This is a genomic window from Paenibacillus sp. TC-CSREp1 (genome assembly GCF_050171015.1).
Lineage (GTDB): Bacteria > Bacillota > Bacilli > Paenibacillales > Paenibacillaceae > Paenibacillus > Paenibacillus silvae.
In genome coordinates, this window is sequence record NZ_JBNOKM010000014.1 from 177,536 (window position 1) to 198,358 (window position 20,823).

Genomic DNA, 20,823 nt, shown 5'->3' on the forward strand with positions numbered 1-20,823 from the left:
CCGGCTCTTTCGGTCTTTTTTTCAACATATACGGAGTTCCTTCTTTGCTTTGAACAAATAAATCTTTCAGGCCTATAACCGGGCTAACGAACCGCGGCAAACTAGCGTATACTGAAGGAATAGCAAATATCTTGAAATTGCATATTTAAATTGCTCACTATTATTGATACACTAGTTCAAGGTTATATTCATTCAGACAAGGCGTAAACCCGTGAAAAGTGGGCTTGCAGCCAATGCCAAATCGATAACGCTTACATCCTTTTGGCAAATATAGGATATAAGGACGGTAAACATGAGCCAGGGACAAACGAGTACAGATGTAATCTTGATCGGTGCCGGAATTATGAGTGCAACTTTGGGAACTTTGCTGAAAGAATTGGCACCAGACTGGAATATTAAGGTTTTTGAGAAGCTAGCCACCGCAGGAGAAGAAAGCTCGAATGAGTGGAACAATGCCGGAACGGGGCATGCTGCGCTGTGCGAACTTAACTATACTGTTGAACGGCCGGACAAAACCGTAGATATTAGTAAAGCCATTAAGGTGAACGAGCAGTTCCAGGTTTCCAAGCAATTTTGGTCCTATCTGGTGAACAGTCGTCTGATTCGTAACCCGAGGGACTTCATTATGCCGATTCCCCATCTCAGTTATGTGCATGGAGAAAGCAATGTACAGTTTCTGAAAAGACGATATGACACGTTGTCGAACCATCCGCTGTTCGCAGGCATGGATTTCTCGGACAACCGGGAAGAGCTGTCGAAGTGGATGCCGCTGATGATGAAAGACCGTACAAGCAACGAGCCGATTGCAGCAACCAAAATTGACTCCGGCACGGACGTTAACTTTGGTGCTTTAACGCGCATGCTGCTAAAACATTTACAGGAACAAAAAGTGGAAGTCCACTATAAACATAGCGTGAAAAGCTTGAAACGCAAGAGCGATAAATCATGGGAATTGACTGTGAAAAATTTGACGAGCGGAGCCGTTGAGCGCCACCGGGCGAAATTTGTGTTCATCGGTGCGGGCGGTGGAAGCCTGCATCTGCTTCAGAAATCGGGCATTCCGGAAGGCAAGCATATCGGGGGCTTCCCGGTAAGCGGCATTTTCATGGTGTGCAAAAATCCGGAAGTCGTCGAGCAGCATCATGCCAAAGTATACGGTAAAGCCTCGGTAGGTGCACCGCCGATGTCGGTGCCGCATCTGGATACACGTTATATCGACAACCAGAAGTCACTGCTGTTTGGACCATTCGCCGGTTTCTCGCCTAAGTTCCTCAAGACCGGATCGAATGCAGACCTTATCGCTTCGGTGAAGCTGCACAATCTGTTAACGATGCTGGCGGCAGGGGTGAAGGAGATTTCCTTGACCAAATATCTCATTCAACAGCTCATGTTAACGAAGGAGCAGCGTATGAAGGAGCTGCGTGATTTCGTGCCGAGCGCAAAAAGCGAGGATTGGGATATGGTGCTGGCGGGTCAGCGTGTGCAGGTCATTAAGGACACCGTTCAAGGTGGAAAAGGCACGCTGCAATTCGGAACTGAAGTTGTCACTGCGGCAGATGGCTCCATAGCGGCTCTGCTTGGTGCATCCCCGGGTGCTTCGACAGCCGTTCAGGTTATGCTGGAGATTCTGGAGCGCTGCTTCCCGCAGCATATGAAGGCATGGGAGCCAAAGATCAAAGAAATGATTCCTTCTTACGGCATCTCCCTTGCAGAGAATGTGGAGCTGCTGCGTGAGATCAACCAGTCTACAGCGAAGGCGCTGGGATTGTCGGATGAGAAACAGACACTGCATGTGTAATGGATAAAGTGCAGTATAAAGCCAGAAAATAAAGCGAAAAAGCTGAGTCCGGATCAAGTCCAGGCTCAGCTTTTTGTGGTTTGTTTGCGCTCCAGATTAAAACGAATCAGAGTCTAGTGGGTCAGGAATAAAAAAGGAAACCTTCGTCCCTTGTCCAGGAGAGCTGACAATTGTCAAACCCTGGCCATAGAGCTGATTCAAGCGCCGATGGGTGTTGGTTAAACCAATGCCTCCAGGCTCTAACGGACTGGGTTTTGGCCATGCCAAAGCTCGTTCAATCTGTTCCGGCTGCATGCCTGAGCCGTTATCTTCAATCTCGATCAGTGTACCAGCGGTTTGGGTGACGATGCGTATCCATACCGTCCCACCTTCCACTTGGCTGAGGACACCATGGCGAACGGCATTTTCAATCAACGGCTGGATGGTGAGCGGAGGAAGCATCACATCGATGTCTTCCGGAATGTCCCAGACCACGGTAAGCCGTTCCGCGAATCGTTCCTTCTCAATGTAGAGATAGGCTTTCGAAAGGTCTATCTCATGGGTGATCTCCACCATTTTCTCCGAATTCACAAAATGGAAGCTAGTCTGCAAATACTCGATAAAAGCATCTCCCAGACGCTGCATCCGATCTGTGTCGATCTCACTGAGCATCATAATGGAATTAAGTGTGTTGAACAGGAAATGAGGCTGGATCTGTGCCTGCAAATAAGCAGCTTCCATGCGCAGTCTCTCATCAATGGACTGCTTCAACACAACCAATGAACCGATGCGATGCCTCAGCTCCACGGCATCAACAGGCTTCGTCACATAATCGGTAGCGCCCGCCATGAACCCGGCATAAACATCAGCGGGTTCGTTTCGGGCCGTCAACAACAGGATGGGAAGCTCGGATACGGAGTAACGCTTGCGAACGCTCTCTGTCAGTTCATAACCGGACATATGAGGCATCATCACATCCGCAATTAATAAATCCCATGACTGTGTATTCAACAACTCAAGCGCTTCCAACGCTGAAGTTGCCGATTGTATTTCATAGGATTCACTCGATAACATCGAGATGAGCACGCGTAAGTTTACTGGGTCATCATCCACAGCGAGGATGCGGGCAGTGGCGGTGGCCTTCCCATGCAGGACAGGATGCTGTTGTTCACTCACACTCACAGCAGCTTCCTCGTAATATTGAGTCCCCCATTGCGGCGGATCCGCCTGATCGGATATGGCCGATGTATCTTCTCGTGGCAGCGAGACTTGAAAAACAGACCCTTGTCCACGCACTGACTGCACGGTGAGTTCACCGCCATGAAGCTCTGTGAGCTGTTTGCTGATGCTTAAACCGAGTCCGATGCCTCCACTCAAACGCGCTTGAGCTGTCCCTTGCTCGTAAGGCTCGAATATCCGGGCTTGTAACTCTTCGCTGATTCCGGTGCCTGTATCCGATACTTGCATGATGACGCTGTTTTTATCTGCTCTGACCGATACCGTTATGGTGCCCTCATTCGTGAACTTGAGCGCATTATGCAGCAAATTGTACAGGATCTGAACAAGCCGTCTCTCATCCGCCTGAACCAGCGGTAAACCTTCGGGAGTATCCACGATGATCTGGACTCGCTTGCCTTCCGCCATAAAACGAAACATACCAATGACGCCAGATATGACAGAGGCAAGGGATAACGGTTTTTTCTGCAATATGATGCGTTTTTCTCTAAGACGAACGACATCCAGAAGGTCATCGATTAATTGCGACATCTGTCTACCGATATTGACAAGCAGTTTCATGTCCCCTGTATGTTCTCCTCCGGATTGACGCTGTTCGTGCACCGCAATACTTTCGGCAATGTTAATAATTCCATGCAGGGGAGTCCGCAATTCATGCGCTGTGTTCACCAGGAATTGATCTTTCTGCTGATCCTCCACTTTGAGCTGTTCATACAGTTTTTCAATTTCAGTGGAATTGCGGAAATATTTCCTGAACCAGTATGCAGCGAAGCCAAATATAGCTGCAATGACATCAACCGGATAATATACATTGGTGATTTCATTGTGTGAATTCACAATGCCCCATATCACACTGGAAAAACTGCTCATTGCTGCAAACAGCAAAAAGCTTGCGTCACTTTGTTTTGCAGCCGCCATTTTGAAGAACAGGAGCACAGACCAGCCGATGGCAAACAAATACAGGAAATCAGGGATCTGGGTATGGAGTGCCTGGTATACAAGCGTTACCGGAGCAATTAGCAAAAATAATAGATATCCCCCTACCACGCTTGCATAAGAGAGAAAGAGTTTACGTCCTTGAGTAGGATTCGCGAAGCTTCTCGCCAACATGAGAAGGAAAAGTGCAAATGATGAATAGGATATCGCTTTGGCTTTAACCATCCAGGTGAAATTTAAGGGAAGCCAGGTTAACAATAGACTGTCATGGTCAGATACAACCGTCAGGGCTGTTACCAGTGTTAATAAAGAAAAGGTGAGCAGCGCCCGCTGCTTTCGAATAAACAAAAACATGACAAAAGCATACAGGCTGTGCAGAAACAGTATGGCAAACGTGATTTTCTGCAAATCAATCGATAAACCTCGCTCACTCCCGATGGCTGCAGGAGAACCAAAGTACAATGAACGCGTGATTCCTCCGCTGAACGGGTCTTCAAAATTGGCTACCTGCACAAGTAAAGTGAGTTCATTCGACTCGTCTGGGGTATAAGTCGTTACAAATGCAGTTCTTTCCGGTTGATAGGTATCGACATCGCTAGCCGGTTGACCAAATTTGGCAATAACCGTTCCATTGATCTCGATGATGGATGAAGTCTGGATTTTCTGAGCCCAGAGGGATATTTCCTTCACCGAAGGATCAAGCAGTATGCGAAGCTGGTACGTTCCATATCCGAACGACGATGTAGATGGTTGTGGTAGCGAATTACGCCAGTCGCCCGGCACTTGAATCCATGTGGAAGGTGTGTCCGAACCCATAACGGAATCCGTATTTGTATCCTCTCCACCAGAGATCAATGCATGAGGGGTGAACCCCCATTCTCCATCAAGCGAAATCGGTGAAGCATCGTCAAGATCCCACCCGCGAAGGTCCAACACCCCTCGAACAGGTTCTGGATGATCGGGTATAGCAAAATTGGTTGACCATATCCAGCGAAAGCTAAGTAGAACGGTTAGAAATATAAGCGACAACACGACATATCTAGGTATTTTCAAATGGGTTAATTGTTTCATAGCAGAGTTAGTTTTCGACACGTTTCATCCAACTCCTGCCTCGTCATGTTCAATCGTGGGCTTATTTGATCCGAAATTTTAAACTGAATTACCAATTTGGTAGCGTTCCCAATCTTGAGTTTATGGTAAAATTATAGATTAAAGGATGATCAAGCGAGTCGGAGGGCTGTGCATATGAGAGTGATTTTGGTAGATGATGAAAATCTCGCTCTTAGCAGGTTAAATAAATTGTTGGTCGAGAGAGAGGATTGCGAGGTCATCGGTGCTTTTTTGAAGGCAGAAGAAGCGATAGAACAAATCAAGCAGCATCTGCCTGACCTGGTTTTCATGGACATTCATATGCCGGGAATGAACGGAATTGAGGCAACCGAACGAATTCACGAGGTTTCCCCGAGGACGGAAGTTATTTTTACAACAGCATATAACGAACATGCACTAACAGCCTATGGCCTTGAAGTGCTGGATTATATTATGAAGCCCGTAACGCGAAGCCGTTTGGATAAAACGATGAAGATGTATCAACGCAGAGCTGTACCTGCGCACTTGAATATGGCAGAAAACGAGAAAGAGGCAGGCATGCTGATCCGCTGCCTGGGTATGCTTCAGGTGCAGCTGCATCCGAATGAGCCGCCCAAACATTTGAAGTTCAGAACGACCAAAATTAGAGAGTTATTTGCGTATTTGCTCCATCATCGCAATAAACCGATCAAGCGGGACACACTGCTTGAGCTGTTGTGGCCGGAATTGGATGAGAGGAAAGGCATAACCAATCTGCACAGTGGCATCCATCGTTTACGCGGAATGATGAACGAATTTATGGGTGAAGACCGGATGTCGGTTCGCTATCAACAATTTGGTTATATTTTGGAAACCGGTGAATTCAGGATTGATGCGGAAGAGTGGGAGAGCCGCCTTAACCGATTGTCTGCATTATCACCATCGACGCTCGCTGCACATCGATATGTTTCGGAACAATATGAAGGAAAATATTTTGGTGAAGATGACTACGCATGGGCGGAGCTTGAACGTCAACGCTTGCATGCGCTCTGGCAGAATCATGCATTGAAGCTTGCGCATTATTACATTGAATCCGGTCACCCCAATGAGGCCCTGATGTTGTATCATCAGATGCAGCAGTTTGATCCGATGCTGGAGGAAGCCAGCCTTTCTCTAATGAAGCTGTACGACCGATTAGGCAATAAAGATCCGGTGATCGCTCAATACAATCAACTGGCGGCAGCATTACAACAAGATGCCGGTGTACGACCTGGTCATGAAGTGGAGTCATGGTATCAGGAATGGAAGAGCAAGAATACATGAGTAAAAGAGATGCTTACATGAATGCCTTCATTAAGGAAAATAGACAAGCCTTTGCTGAAGTTTGGGGTCAGCAAAGGCTTTTTCTTGTGCGCAAAACGTTGGGTAGTGTATTTATTTTTGATTTACAGATACCACTGCCTGGCATCCTCATTGAAGAACCGCGTAACCTCCGGGTACTGGGCCAGATCAATCTGCTGCTGTCTCAACATTCTCTGCAGGAAGATGGTGTCCGTGAACATTTTACTAAGGATGTAACTGCATTCCTCCGGGTTATCTTGAAAGGCATGCACAACCTTCCGAATTTCTTCAAAATCAAAGAACAGTACGTATATAGCGTAATTTTGCAGCAAAAGGGTAAAGCAGTGATCACGGTAAGATACAGGTTTCTCCAAAGAGTCCTCAGATGGCGCATTGATCATACTATTGCTGGCATCACCATCATCATTCGTTTCAATAGTTGTATGCATAGGGATACCTGCGAGCAGGTCTCTCATGATCTGGAACAGCGCAGCGGGATCATCCGCATACAGCTTCAGCATTTCATCAACATCATTGATGAGATGAATGACCGGTTCCAAACCTTTCTCAAGGGGCAGGCTCAGCCTGTTTGATTGTCCTTCAAGGACTTGTAATAGCTCCAGGGTAAGATGTCTGCATGCCTGGATCTCTTTGGCGGAGATCACAATCTGTTCGCCGTATTTGTCTCGATGACTGGTGTAGTAATCATAATATGCGGCGAAGTAATCCTTGAGATGGATACCAGTCTTTGTATGTACCAAATGCTGTGCATGGAATGAGCAGGCGTGTAACGTTTCATCATTAACCGGGTGTGCGTAGAGGTAGAAAAAGAATAAAAAGTCACGCAGCTGCTGCTTCTGTCCATCATCTAACCGAGATATGTCGTGCAGATGGGACAGCTGGAGAAAGCTATAGTTTTTCATAAAATCATTCATGGCACTGTAGGTGTTGTATACATTAACAGACAGTGTGCTGTTGATCGTAAATAACAGGTAGTACAGAATCATCTCATCATACACATCAAGTTGCTCATACGTTTCCGCCAAAACGGGCTTCCAGTCCGGCTTTGATCCATAGTATGGGTCTTCCGGGCGTAATTCGGTTATCCAGCCTGAGAAGGTTTCATCCGGGTGATCAACAAAGAATAACGCCGCACTGTCATCCTCATATTGACCAAACGCCATCATCATATCCCTGTGTGTGGGTTCCAAAGGGAGGGAGAACTTAATACGAATATAATCATTATATAAAGTGTGGAGCTTCATTTTAAGAGAACCTCATTTCAAAAGTAAGTATTGAATCCTATTCGACACCTGTTCGAGCACTCCTTCCATATAAATCATGTCGTAATACTTTTACCCTGCTCATAGAATCCAAAATCTGAGATGATGAGTTCACCAAAGGTTCGGGTGACGAACTTCGAACCCTTGGCCTTCAGGCTATGGCGATCCTTCCTTCTACACATCATTGGAGATTCCAGGGTCGCCGCTCTCCTGAAGATTTCAAATCAGAGAGGAGGCGTCCAGGCTATCATATTCCTTCCTTCTAAAAGCTAACCACCAAATGTTAAATAGGGATATGGCTTTCCTGGACTCTTTGATCATGAACAATAACAATAACGACAATATCATGAACAGTAACACGAACCATTTGAATACCAATGTCGATAAAAATCTGGATTACAGTAATATCAGAATGAACAGCATTTACGTGCGCAGAGCCGGTAAACTGATGATTCAACCGAACGAACAGCGGCAGCATCGACTGCCTGACCAAGTGCTGGCGACCGCACTCAAAAATATAGAGTCTCTCGGGTTCACCTTTTCTAGTGAGCTGTTGCAGGCCTTGCGGACACTGTCCCGGGAGCAGTTTGAAGCGTTGTTTCAACAATTGATTCAAGACCTCAAAGTTATGGTGGGTGCTCATGTCAAGTACCAGCCGATGTACGTGGGGTTCCCCGAGCAGGTCATGGAAGAGCAAGAAGCAGAGCTGTACTTGAACGCTGTTTTTCATTATCTAACGCATCTTACGCTGGATGATTTCGAGCCTTCGGCCATCGCTGCTGGCATGCGCTCTCCTCTACTGGAGCAAACCAGGCTGAAAGTCATTGAACTGGGTAGCAAGCCAGCGTTCCTGAAGCTGATTCGTCAGCTAATTGAAGCGAAGGGCTCGATCTCTGATACAGACAAGAAAGATATCAAACGTGTGCTCAAGTATGCTGATCCGAGTGATGCCCAGGCTATACTGCCTGCAGAGATTCCGTTTAAGGAGAATGTCGGTTTTGTCGTTGCCGTGCTGTTGAAGTATGAGCTGGCGAGTATGGAACGGATCGGGTCCTATTTTAAAACGGCAAGCGATGTGCTCCGGCTGGCGGTATCCTGGTCGGAGGGGGACGTCAGTCTGGCCACAGCCACGCCTTTTCGTAAATTCAAACGCCGTGAGCGCCGCCTGCTCCTCAGCTTGCTGGAGCAATGCGGCTCCATCACGGAGGATATGCTGCGCTACAAGAATCGCTGGATTCGACTGGGTGAGATTCTGCACCCATCCGAATACAAGCTCAGGTATCCGCGCACCCAGGCTGCTTTTGATATTCTGCGAAACAACAAACCGTTTACCACCTTCAATGGCAGCGTAGAGCTGGCATTCCAGTACCGCAATATCTGGAGCCTGATCGACCTGTTGTCCCAGCGCCCGGGCGAATTCGCGCGCAAGCTGGATCATATGCTGCGCATCACGGAGGATGAAGAATATGTATTGCTGGCCTTCGGTGAGGTAGCCGCACAGGTATCCACGCCCGTGTTGTTACAGGTGAGACAGCATTTTGCACAGCGGAATGAAGAAGCCGATTTGCGGGTCTTTTTTCCGAAAGGCAACGTGGCAAAGGCTTTCGGTATCCCGAATGAGCTGCCTGTGGTGGGCGAGGCGGTATGTCAGGAAGTGGTGCGGATCTGCGAGCAGGCCTTGATCACACGATTTGCTGAATTCCCTTCACTTGGCAAGACGTATGTGGATGAACGGCTGCAGCATTATCTGGTTCCTTTTTCACAAAGATCCGCAAGCAAAGCATTGCGAACCATTGTGCGAGGAAGCCGCATCCCGATGGGGGAAGGCGATACGATTCGTTTCTTCAGCTGGTGGAAAGAGGGCGAGGTGGATGGTACATCGACGGGACGTGTGGACATTGACCTGTCGGCGGTGATGTATGACAAGGACTGGAACTACGTTGAACATATCTCGTATACCAATCTGCGGTCTGTTAAATATAAGGCTGTCCACAGCGGGGATATCGTGACCGCGCCTTATGGGGCGAGTGAATTTATTGATCTGCATATGCCTTCCATCGTGAACTATGGCGGGCGATATGTAGTGACAACACTTCATTCCTTCACCAGCCATCCGTATTGCAACTTGCCGGAATGTTTTGCAGGCTGGATGATGCGTAAGAAGCCCGGCTCGGGCGAAATCTATGAGCCATCTACGGTAGAAAACAAGATCGATATTACCGCGGATACACAGATCGCCATCCCCGTCATTCTGGATTTGGTAGAGCGTACCATCATCTGGACCGATCTGGCTCTGAAGAGATACCCGGACTACAGCAACAATGTAGAGGGGAATCAGAAAGGCATCGTGCTGATGGGGAAAGCGATGACAACATTGCGCAAACCCGATCTGTATAACTTGTTCATGCTGCATGCCAAGGCGAGAGGTGAACTGGTGGATACGAAGGAACAAGCCGATACCATCTATGCGATCGATGAAGGTGTGACGCCGTATGATATCGAGCAGATTATGGCGGAGTATCTGGCCTGAGCGGTACGGCATGTAATGAATTGGGGCGAAGTGCTGTTGTTTTGTGATTGAATGTCATGAGCATATGGAGTAGAAGTATAGCAAGTGTAAAGCGTGTAGAAAGTGGCTGACCACCTTGTCATGAGGCAGGGCACCGCGTGCTGGGAGCTGCACGTGGTGCGGGTAAAGACTGTAGCAAGTTCTAGCATTGTGGCAAGTGCAGTAATTGTAGTAAGTGTAGTAGGTGGGTGAAGGATAGAGCCTGGATGGTTTTAAATGATTCGCGCGGTAAGTGAGAGGTAATTTATAGCATGTATATAGAATGTGACCATTACAAGATGTAAGTTTAATCAAGCATAGAAGAATGGGGCAGCCGAATTGAAAGGGCTGCTCTTTTTTGCTTGGAAATACATAGCGGCAGAGCCTTGGGGCTGGGCATTCATGTAAAGTAGGCGTACAAGCTAGGCATTTGTGAAAAGTCTAAGTAGCATATTGGAATGGTTTACAGTCTGGTGTTCCACAAGCTGTTGAGCTGTACCTAATGCTCTACCTAGTAACTTGGTGCGATTGACGATGAGTTCCATTTTATAGTAACCTTGGCGTGACTGAAGGGCGTTGCTTTTTTTTGAAAGGAGAGATCGATGATGAGCAAAAGCAAAACACGTGCGGAATCAAGTTTAGATATAGGCAAGGACGCAACAAGGATAGGCATGAACGAGGATATAAGTGCGGACGCGAGTGTAGACAAAAGTATAGGTGGAAGCATGGACATAGTATGAAAAAAGTACAGACACAAGTATGAACACAAGTATGGAGTTCGTTCTTGTCTAGTACAGTGATTTTCAAAACTCAGGCGTAGAAGTGCTTACGTAGCTGTGTTGCTGAACAGCGGCTAACGATCTCAGATGACGCTATTTGCAGTATTTTAGTCTGTTTGAAAATCTAACGATTCTGGGAAACGCTATTTGCGCATTTTGGGCGAAAAATCAGCGTTCGAGAGCTATTTTGGCGGAAATAGCGTCACTAGGAATCGTTACAATTCTCAACATGAGAAAATGAGCGAAATAAGGTTTCTGGGGATCGTTAGAATATGGAGAAGCCACGCCAGACTAGATTGCTGTATTTCTCGCATTCATATGTTATCAGTCCCCATCACCTTCCGCACAACCTACAAAGGCTGCCGCATGTCACTACTACTGCTGTCCCCCCGCTCCACCGCCCCGCTACCACCGACTAACCATTCATTCCCCGCTCCACCGCCCTGCTACCGCCCACCTAACCATTCATCCCCCGCTCCACTCCCCCGCTACCGCCAACCAACCAACCAACCTGCCACTTCTTCGCACACTCGCTACTGCTTCAACGCATTGGCTTCCTTCACCACTTCGGCGCCGCCTGCCGACATGAATTCCTGCACAAACTCATCAAATTCACCGAGCGGTCGCTCACCTGTAATAAAAGCAACATAGGCTTTGTTTTTCAAACGAATCAACGCATCGCCATACTTGGCCAGAGCGGGAGTAGCGACCTCCAGCGCATTGTATATGCCATCCTGATCCAAATGCAGTGTAGCCGCCCATTGCTCCCGTTCACCCGTCTCCTTCAGCGGAACGGTCATGCCGATATTGGCCCCAATCGTATTCTGATACCCGAACATGGTATCATACGGCGGCATGATGACGATGTTTCGGGGCTCGGTTGGCGTCCAGACCCAGTGTTTATTTTGCACACCGTAGGACATGCTTGCCGCTTTGTCTGGATCCGGATTTGCACTAACCTCGTCCAGAATGCGCAGAATCATCTCCAGCTTGCCCGGTTCTTTGACCGCATCAGCGCCAATTGCTGTGAAGCTCATTAACATATCATTCCCTTTGGAGCCGCGTTGTCCGTGAGGTCCTGTAAAAGGCCTGCCCAATACGATCCGTGCATCGGGAAACTTGGCGATTAGCTCTTTGACATTAAATGCAGCTTGCGCGGGACTTTTTACTACACGCCCTGCACGATCAACTCGCCAATCCTCATAATCTCCATCCTGAATCCAATGGTAGTAGTTGCCCATCGAGGTCATTCCGATTTTACCGTTGATGAATGCATGGGACAGATGTTTATAACCGCCTTTATTCTCACCCGTCACAAACTCAGGATCAATGACGCCGTCCTTGTACCATTTGCGCAGATAGGCCAGTGCCTCCTTCATCTCGGGGTCCAGCGCACCGATCATTTTCTTACCATCCTTCGTTCCAAAGTACAGCTGATCGGCAAAAACAATCTGACCGAAGGCCCCAAACAGCACGTTCATGCCTTCACTGGACAAGCCATACGTATCCTGAATGCCATTGCCATCCGGATCATTGAAGGTAAAGGCATAGATAACCTTCTCGAATTCCGCCAGCGTCTGCGGAACGGGCAGGCCCAGCTTATCCAGCCAGTCCTGTCGATACACCACAGGGGTGCGGTAAATGTTGGTAGGGTTAATTACGGGAATGCCGTAATATTTACCGTTAATCACTCCAGCCTTTTCGTAGGCCGGGGCTTGTTCATGAATGATACGCATGAGATTCGGCGCATATTCATTCAGCGTCTCTACCGGAATCTCGGCCAGCACCCCCTGCTGCTGGTATTTCAATAGATCCTGCGGCTGCCGGATGCGAAACAGGTCAGGAATGCTGCCTTGAGCCAGCTTCATGTCCAGAAGTGACTCGTATTTATTGTTTTCCATATTCCAGATATCCAGCTGTACACCAAACTGTTCTTCCACCTGCTTCAACATCTCGGCATCTTGCGGGACAGGCAGATTCTGATGCATCGTCCAGGAGATATGGTATTTGGCTTTTTCCGTAAGAGAGGATGCCGTGCTCGTGCTGCCTTCCTGCGATTCGACGATGGCACTGGGCCCGTTCAGCAGATTACATCCACCGAGAATAACACCCATCATCGTCAGCAGTGCTGTAGTGAGGAACATACGATAGCGGTAAGCAGCCTTCAGCTGCTGTTCCTGCATTGTCATGTCGCCCATCCTCCTTATGTTCATGATCTGGCCTCTGATATTGCTGTGGAAGAGAGACTGCGTACATAGCTGCCTGGTGTGCAGCCGTACATTTCCTTGAATCGTTTAATAAAATAGGCCGTTGTTCCGTACCCGACCGAGCTTGCAACCCGGTCTATCGTCATGTTGTTATTTTCGATCAGTCGCTTAGCCTGCTCCATCCGCCGGGATGTTACATAATCGGTATAGGTTATTCCCATCTCTTCTTTGAAAAGCTTGCTCAAATATTTGGGGCTGAGGAATACTTTGCTGCCAACTGCCTCGAGTGAGAGGTCTTCGGACAGGTTATCCTCGATATATTGCTTTGCGAGCTCAATGGTCGAGATGGCCCGGTCACTGTTGCGATTCTCGGTTTCCTCCATAAATGTAATAATGGATTCGGTCAGCCATCTGCGATAGGCCAGAATATCATGCATATTTGTATACTCATGGTACAGGTCGGGATGCCCGAACTGCAGCGGGTGTTTGTAGCGCACGTTTTTGGCTACATCAGAATAGATAAATACCATATTGGAGAGGATGAAATGGCAATAATCGGCAGGGGACTGCCCTGCCCGCATATGTTCAATCACCTGCTCTATGGTGTTAGTGGCTTCGCCAAGCTGCCTGCTCTGAAGCTTGTCTCTGAACCTTGCAAGCAGATGCTGCGGTATTTCTTCCAGGCTGTGTTCCCGCTCAAGCAGGGAATGATCCTTCAGAATGGCCAGCTCAGGCCGGAAATACGCATATTTCATGAGTGTCTGTGCTTCGTTGAAGCTTAGGTGAATCTCTCTCAGGTCCTTGACCCAGCAACCTGTAGACAGCTGAATGTCCGGCTGCAGCTGCTGCCGTGTCTCCGCGAGAAGCAGCTGTGAGAACTTGTCCAATAATGCTTCTGAAGCTGCGTCGGTACAGAGAATGACTGCAAGTCTCTTGTCCGGAAGTTCTTCCACAATCAGGCGGCTATCTTGCAGCGAGAGGCATTCCAGTCCATGCATTAATCTGGCAATGGCTTCGGGTGCTGCGGCTGGACCTTTCTCAACAGGAGCTCCTGTATTCATCAGCATACAGCAGTAATCGGCGTACAGTCTGGCGATGCCGAGAGCGGCTCGTTCCTCTTTCCAGGGGCGTTGCTCCGGGTTACCCTGCAAAAGGTTAAGCACTGCTTTGTGCCGAACCGCCGGGCTGTTCGCTATCATCGTCTCTTCAAGGTTATTCACCTTATCTTTGAGATGAAGAAATGCGTTATCGATCAGGCGGAATTCATTCGTTGCCTCATTTGGCGTGCCAACAGAAAGGTCCTTGATCCGACCGACCAGACGTTTAATTGGACTGTAGTTAGCCCGGACAAGCACTGCGGATAAGATCAGCCCAATACACAGCGCGGCTAAACAAATCCCGAGAATAAGCTTCTGGATCAGTATGGACTGTTCATAATAGTAGCTGGACGGGGTTGCGCTGTAGATGGTCCACCCGGTGGAGGGCAGCGTCTGATAGGATACAACATAAGGTGCATCGCCAATCTTCTCATCAAAGCTGCCTTTGGCATGCCCCAGATCAAGCACTTTCCCAAGGCTTGCTGCGTATATATCGGCCTTGCCTGAGCTTTGTTCCTGCAATCTGCTGACTGCATGTCCAGCCGCGTTCACAATCACGGTATGCTGGTACCGGGAAGGCATCATATTTTCAACAATCGTATTTACGGCATCTTCTTTTACATCAATAGCAATGATGACATCACTGGTTTCCCCTGTAGAGCGGAAAGGGTAGCTGTGCGCATACGTAAACAAGCCATTGGTATTCTCGCTCGTTTGAGTGGAGAAGATATCCTTTGGAATTTGGCGTGCTGGCGTCCAGAGACTGTTATGTTTGCTGGTGCGCATCTCCTGAAGCCAGTCCTCATAATAAACAGACCCCTCGCTCTGATCAGCGTTATAACGAAGCCCATAGAGAGAAGAGAGCATAATATTACGTGCCGGATAATAGAGATGAATGCCCTGCACGATATCGGTGTTTGCAGCTACTTTGGCTTTAAGCAGCTCCTGCAGGTCCAACACCTGATTTAAACCGTTCCGATCGGCCTGGTCTGCAAAAAGGCGAATGTCCGCTGATTTATCCAGAGACAGGTCGACATATAGCTGCTGCACGCGTTTTAATACGGTTCCTTCAATCGTGCGTGCTGTATTTTCTAGAATCAGTTGATTCTTATTTCTTAATTCTTCATTGTAGCTGCGTGAGAAATAGATATAGAAAAATGAGCAAATCAGCAGCACAATTACGATGACGATTGAACCATAGGAAAGGGCTAGTCCAGCCCATGCAGAGCTCCATTTTTTCATCATGCATTCCTCCCGGCCCAAATTATACACTACTCGATTTCAGCAAGGTTCACGATTTATATTAACTTAGTGTAAAATGTTGAGGATTTATGATATTGCGTCGAAATTGATACAATGACGAAATTGTTTTATTGCTGGTTTTGCGGCCCGAATGCTACATTGAGACCGAACCGAGACCAACTATTAAACGATGGGAGTCGACATGATTTGAAAACAAAAGCTGCTCAAAACAAAAACAAGAAAAGATTGTTCACTGCTGCTCTAGGTTTGGTCGTTCTAACAAGTTCCATGGCACCAGGCGCTGCGCTTGCGGCACAGAATAATGATACCGTGGCTTTACCGAAACAACCGGCATGGGGTTACTTCGTAGACACGTACAAAAATAACAAACCGGATAATATGACGGTAGACAGCAATCCGGCGATTGGAACACTATCCAAATTCCTCGATCTGTGGACACCGGGAAGTGCTTGGGATAATGGTACAAAGCTGAACAGTGCCGTACTGGACTACAACATTGATTATGTTGCGCAGCGTGCCAAAACACGCTCCAAAGCGGATGAGGATGCTGCATACTATACAGACCGTACGAATCAATCCTATGGCGCAGTAGAGGGTCTGGGGAAACTGGCTGGCGTGTATCGTGAGAAGTCAGGCACGTTTACTTCCATTACAAGTATTCCGGCAGATGCAGCGACAACCAAGTATTCGGATAAAAATGATTCGAACAAAGCCGGTGATTCCAATTCCGAGCTGGGCAAAATGGTCGATCTGATCGGCAAAGTTCGCGGTGACTATGCTTCAACTCAACAGGCGAAAATGTTCTATCAATATAAGCGTCCGTTCCGCTGGCAGGGTGAACAACTGATCGTGCCGTCGCTGGTTGCTGTACAGAGCAGCAAACCGGAAACCGATGGAGGCTTCCCGAGCGGTCACACGAATGCATCCTATCTTGCAGCGATTGCGCTGGCTTATGCTGTACCTGAACGCTATCAGGAGCTTATGACCCGCGCTTCCGAGATGGGTGATGACCGAATCGTAGCCGGTATGCACTCCCCGCTGGATGTGATGGGCGGTCGTGTGCTTGCAACAGCATTTGCGGCATCCGCATTGAATGATCCGGATAACAAAGAGCTGAAAGAGCAGGCGTATGCTCAAGCGCATGATATTCTTTTGAAAGAGACAGGTACAAGTAAAGATCGCTTTACAGATTATGCACGTAACAAATCGGAATACACGCAACGCTTGACGTATGGCTTCCCGCAGATCGGTTCCACAACCGAGGCAGTGCAGGTGCCTAAAGGTGCTGAGGTGCTGCTGGAGACAAGACAGCCTTACCTGAACGATCAACAACGTCGCGCGGTGCTGGCAACAACGGGTATTGCATCAGGTTATCCGGTGCTGGATGATCCTGAGGGCTGGGGACGTCTGAACCTGTTTGCTGCGGCAGATGGATACGGCGCATTTAACACAGATGTCACTGTCGTTATGGATGCGGCTAAAGGTGGATTTAACGCTAAGGATGCTTGGCGTAATGATATCGCTGGTACAGGCAAGCTGACTAAAGAAGGCAGCGGCGCACTGCATCTGCAAGGTAACAATACGTATTCCGGAGGTACTGAAGTTAAGGCAGGTACGCTGGAAGGCGATTCAGCAAATGCATTCGGTGCTGGTTCGGTTATGAATAATGGCGGTACGGTTGCAGAAAATGTAGAGGGTCAATGGAACATTAAAGGTGACTTCACTCAGGCCTCCAGTGGTACGTTGGAGCTGAATGTTAGCACTGCAAGTGACGTGCTGGATGTCAAAGGTGCTGTGAATGCAGACGGTAAGCTGCAAGTGAATTTTGACAACAACTATGTTCCCGCACAAGGCACAATGACACTGATCAGCTTCGGTGCGAACAAACTGAATGGTAAATTTGCATCGGTGGATGTGAAAGGTCTGCCAACCCAGTATACAACGGAGGTTATATATCAGAATGACCGTGTTGCCCTTTCTGTTAAGGATACTACAAATCCAGGTGGTTCGGTAACGACAAATCCGTTCAAATCAGATGTTGCCAGCCAGGATCATGTATTGAAAAACGTAAATGCGGCGATTGAAGCAACCAAAAATGAGCAGCTGACAATGAGTGATATTTCCACACACTGGGCTAACCAAAACATCAATGCTGCATTGAAGCTGCGTGTTATTAACGGATATGAGAACGGTACGTTTAAACCGAATGCCTCCGTAACACGCGCTGAATTCACAGCGATGATTGCCCGTGCACTTGGTCTTGAAGAGAACAAGGCCGCAAAAAGCTTCAAGGACACCAATACAAGCTGGGCTGCTGGATATATCGGTACACTGGCAGACAAAGGTGTAATTGGCGGATACACAGATGGCTCCTTCAAGCCGAACGCAACGATCACACGTGCCGAGATGGTTACCATCATCTCTCGTGTACTTGATCTGAATACACTTGCAACAGGCAGCAAGATTGACTTCAGAGACGTCAAATCGGATAACTGGGCCGCTCAAGCGATTGAACTGGCTTCCTCCGCGAAGCTGGTGAATGGATTGACGGATTCCGAGTTCGTACCTAACGGCAAATCAACTCGCGCTGAAGCGGTAACGATCATCATCCGTGCATTGGAAAGTGACAGCACCATCAAGTCCTTGATTGCAGGTCTGTAAGTGAACAAGAATACCGGGGCAGTTCGTATATACGAGCTGTCTCGGTTTTTTTGTTGGAAAAGTATTCATTCTGTTTGGCGTTTATATTACCATTTAAAGGTGTTAGGATAAGAGAATATATATGTAGAACTTTTAACAAAAAAATATAAACATAGTATTGAATTGATGGGAAAAAATAGTATTATGAAAATGTAGATGAAGAATATGAGGAGGTAATAATAATGAAAAAGATTGTTTTGTTACTACTTGTTTTTCTATTTATCCTTCCGCTTAATGCCCTTGCATTGGATGGTAATGTTATTGAGGTAAAACCAGAGGTCGAAATCACAGAAGATTTCACATCGCTTCCTAAAAGCATCATAGTTGAAGGTGATTATGTATGTGTTGATGATAATGCAATGTTCAAAGCAGTTAATGGCGAGGTAACGCCACTACGTACTTGTTCTGGAGATGGAGGATATGCTCGTTTAGACCCAGCATTTGGCCCTGGCGGTGCTGTTAGATGGGAAGTAAATCCTCGATTTTCCACAGTACACTTTTTTACAGGTACATTGGTAATATCAAGATATATAAATGGTCTCCCCACACCATATGATACTGAAGCGATATCTTGCACAGGTGCATTGGGATCATCGTGTGGCAGTACTGTAAATTTAGGTTTGCCAAATGGCACTTATAGTGTATCTTTGATTGGTTCGGCAAGAGATGCTTCGGGCCTCTTTGGATGGGTAGTACCACCATGCAGTATAGGATTGAGTATTTGATATGGTATTCTCACGTAACCATAAGAAGTTAAACGTAAGTAACTTTTGCCCTATGGACTTGAACTTCCTTTTATATATGGAAAATATTTATGAATGCTATAATCAAGAGAAAGAAATATTCCCAGGTAAATCTTTGATTTCAAATCACCGAGAATTATTGAAGTATGACAGCTTTAATGAAAATTTAAACTTATGTTGGGATGGAATTGTTGAGGAGTACAAACAACAACAACTCAAGGACAACCCTTTGGGAACCATACATTTTAGAGATGAGTATAAAAGTTTGTTCCGAAGGGATTCAGATCCTCAAACATTCGAAAAAGTATGGAATGCTTATTCCTTGTGGTGGTGGTCTGAATACGGTGTTAAGACCTACATGGAGAGATACTCTGACCTATTCATTCCAGACCTTGCTGAGCAAGTATGGGAAGGACTCTATGACAGGCATATTGAAGTTGATGACGATAGTTCACTTTATGTCATGCTATTGTTTAAGCAACCTGATATGATAATTCCCAAGAGTTCAAACAAACTATACTTTTCAAGTATCAATGACTTTGTGCATAAAAAGGAGGAGATTGTTCGCAACGTGATTGACCTGTTTGTTTAACCTAAAGACGGACGGTACATATGAGACAAATACAAAAAATGCCGTCGAAAAAATAATATGATTTGCGGGCAGTCTGACGAGTGTATAACACATGGTCGGGCTGCCTTTTGATTTTCACTGCTCAAAGCTTCAAATTCCTTCTTCGCTGGAGAAGCAGTTCTGTATAGTGGTATAATTTTCAATACAAAATGATGAGATGAAAGAACGGAGGCACAATGATGAACGAAGAGCTGTTGGAGCAACTGGAAGCTTGGCATGAAGAGGATGAATACGAGAAGATTGTACATGCGGTGCAGGAGATTCCGGCGGAAGAGAGAGACTATGAGCTGGTGAATCATTTGGGTCGGGCACTGAACAATCTGGAACGATATGAGGAAGCCGTAGAGCAGTTTCTGACCGTTGCGGACGAGGGTGAGGATGATCCGCTGTGGCAGTACCGAATTGGACTGGCCTACTATTATTTGAAGCAGTATGACAAGGCAGAGCAAGCGTTCGAGCGCTCCGATGAGATGGAGCCCGGGGATGAAGACACGCTGGAGTTCCTGGAGTGGATTCGTAACCGGGACGAGCAGGATGAAGATGAGCACGAGGGCATCCTCGAAGCTGGGGAACAGGATGGCGAGTTGGTAGAAGGAAGCGCTGAAGAGCCGCGTGCGACGATCGCATCGGTACCAGTCGTTTCTTCCGATCCGGTACCTGTATCTGGTGAATTCTGGAATGACAGCGAGCTGGCATTGGAGCAGTATGTGTCTGATTCACCAAGTGACGGCTTGATTGAATCCGTAGAGGAGCAGCTTGTATTCCGCCTGCCAGCCTCTTACATTGAGATGATGAAGGAACATAACGGCGGTATTCCTTACAACCGCTTTTTCCCTGTGACCGACGAAGGGTCTGGAGAAACCGGATATGTGGAGATTGAGGGGATACTGGGCATTGGCCGCGAGAAGCGTCATTCCCTGTGCGGTGCAGAGGGCAGCTGGATCGTGATTGAACGTGATCGTTATCCTGAAATTGGTGTAATCATTGCCAAGGCGCCATCGGAAGCAGGGGTTGTTATGCTGGACTACCGTTCCTCTGGCAATGATGGTGAACCAGAGGTGGTCTATGTAGACAAGGCAGAGCGCCGCATTACCCCGCTCGCACCCAACTTTGAAACCTTTATTCAGGGACTAATGCGGCCGGAGGTCTGATGTCCGGCAGGGAAAGTTTTGGTTTGTATGAAAAAGAGCTGTAATCGCTCCAGTGCATTTATG

At 47.4% G+C, this 20,823-nt stretch carries 11 protein-coding genes; 7 read left to right on the plus strand and 4 right to left on the minus strand.

Going from position 1 to position 20,823, the window contains the following annotated elements:
• The first annotated feature begins 292 nt into the window (after positions 1-292).
• On the plus strand, positions 293-1,798 hold the full coding sequence (locus ACQSGY_RS21725) for a malate:quinone oxidoreductase (RefSeq protein WP_427180632.1): 1,506 nt from the start codon (positions 293-295) through the stop codon (positions 1,796-1,798).
• 96 nt (positions 1,799-1,894) lie between these two features.
• Here the strand turns inward: ACQSGY_RS21725 and ACQSGY_RS21730 are convergent, their stop codons facing one another.
• On the minus strand, positions 1,895-5,041 hold the full coding sequence (locus ACQSGY_RS21730; RefSeq protein WP_427180634.1) for a hybrid sensor histidine kinase/response regulator: 3,147 nt from the start codon (positions 5,039-5,041) through the stop codon (positions 1,895-1,897).
• A 153-nt stretch (positions 5,042-5,194) separates the two neighbouring features.
• On the opposite strand from ACQSGY_RS21730, the gene ACQSGY_RS21735 reads away from it, so the two are divergent.
• Complete coding sequence (locus tag ACQSGY_RS21735) at positions 5,195-6,340, plus strand: response regulator (protein WP_427180635.1); 1,146 nt, start codon at positions 5,195-5,197, stop codon at positions 6,338-6,340.
• A gap of 122 nt (positions 6,341-6,462) precedes the next feature.
• Here ACQSGY_RS21735 and ACQSGY_RS21740 read toward each other — a convergent pair whose 3' ends face one another.
• A complete protein-coding gene (locus tag ACQSGY_RS21740) occupies positions 6,463-7,548 on the minus strand; it encodes a hypothetical protein (RefSeq protein WP_427180637.1) in 1,086 nt (361 codons plus the stop codon).
• Between the two features lie 505 nt (positions 7,549-8,053).
• Between ACQSGY_RS21740 and ACQSGY_RS21745 the strand changes: the two genes are divergently transcribed.
• Positions 8,054-10,171, plus strand: a complete 2,118-nt coding sequence (locus ACQSGY_RS21745; protein WP_427180690.1) for a TerD family protein — start codon at positions 8,054-8,056, stop codon at positions 10,169-10,171.
• 1,330 nt (positions 10,172-11,501) lie between these two features.
• Here ACQSGY_RS21745 and ACQSGY_RS21750 read toward each other — a convergent pair.
• Both ACQSGY_RS21750 and ACQSGY_RS21755 read right to left on the minus strand, forming a co-directional pair.
• The gene (locus tag ACQSGY_RS21750; RefSeq protein WP_427180639.1) at positions 11,502-13,157 is read right to left on the minus strand and encodes an extracellular solute-binding protein; all 1,656 of its coding nucleotides are present in this window, start codon (positions 13,155-13,157) and stop codon (positions 11,502-11,504) included.
• Positions 13,158-13,177: 20 nt separating this feature from the next.
• Positions 13,178-15,517 carry a helix-turn-helix domain-containing protein gene (locus tag ACQSGY_RS21755; RefSeq protein WP_427180641.1) on the minus strand — a complete coding sequence of 780 codons (2,340 nt, stop codon included), beginning with the start codon at positions 15,515-15,517 and terminating at the stop codon, positions 13,178-13,180.
• A 285-nt stretch (positions 15,518-15,802) separates the two neighbouring features.
• On the opposite strand from ACQSGY_RS21755, the gene ACQSGY_RS21760 reads away from it, so the two are divergent.
• The 4 genes from ACQSGY_RS21760 (at position 15,803) to ACQSGY_RS21775 (ending at position 20,760) form a co-directional block, all read left to right on the plus strand.
• A complete protein-coding gene (locus tag ACQSGY_RS21760; RefSeq protein WP_427180692.1) occupies positions 15,803-18,196 on the plus strand; it encodes an S-layer homology domain-containing protein in 2,394 nt (797 codons plus the stop codon).
• 221 nt (positions 18,197-18,417) lie between these two features.
• A complete protein-coding gene (locus ACQSGY_RS21765) occupies positions 18,418-18,960 on the plus strand; it encodes a hypothetical protein (RefSeq protein WP_427180643.1) in 543 nt (180 codons plus the stop codon).
• Positions 18,961-19,036: 76 nt separating this feature from the next.
• Entirely contained in the window at positions 19,037-19,570 is a 534-nt protein-coding gene (locus ACQSGY_RS21770) for a hypothetical protein (RefSeq protein ID WP_427180644.1), read from the plus strand.
• Between the two features lie 218 nt (positions 19,571-19,788).
• On the plus strand, positions 19,789-20,760 hold the full coding sequence (locus ACQSGY_RS21775) for an SMI1/KNR4 family protein (protein ID WP_427180694.1): 972 nt from the start codon (positions 19,789-19,791) through the stop codon (positions 20,758-20,760).
• Positions 20,761-20,823: the final 63 nt, after the last annotated feature.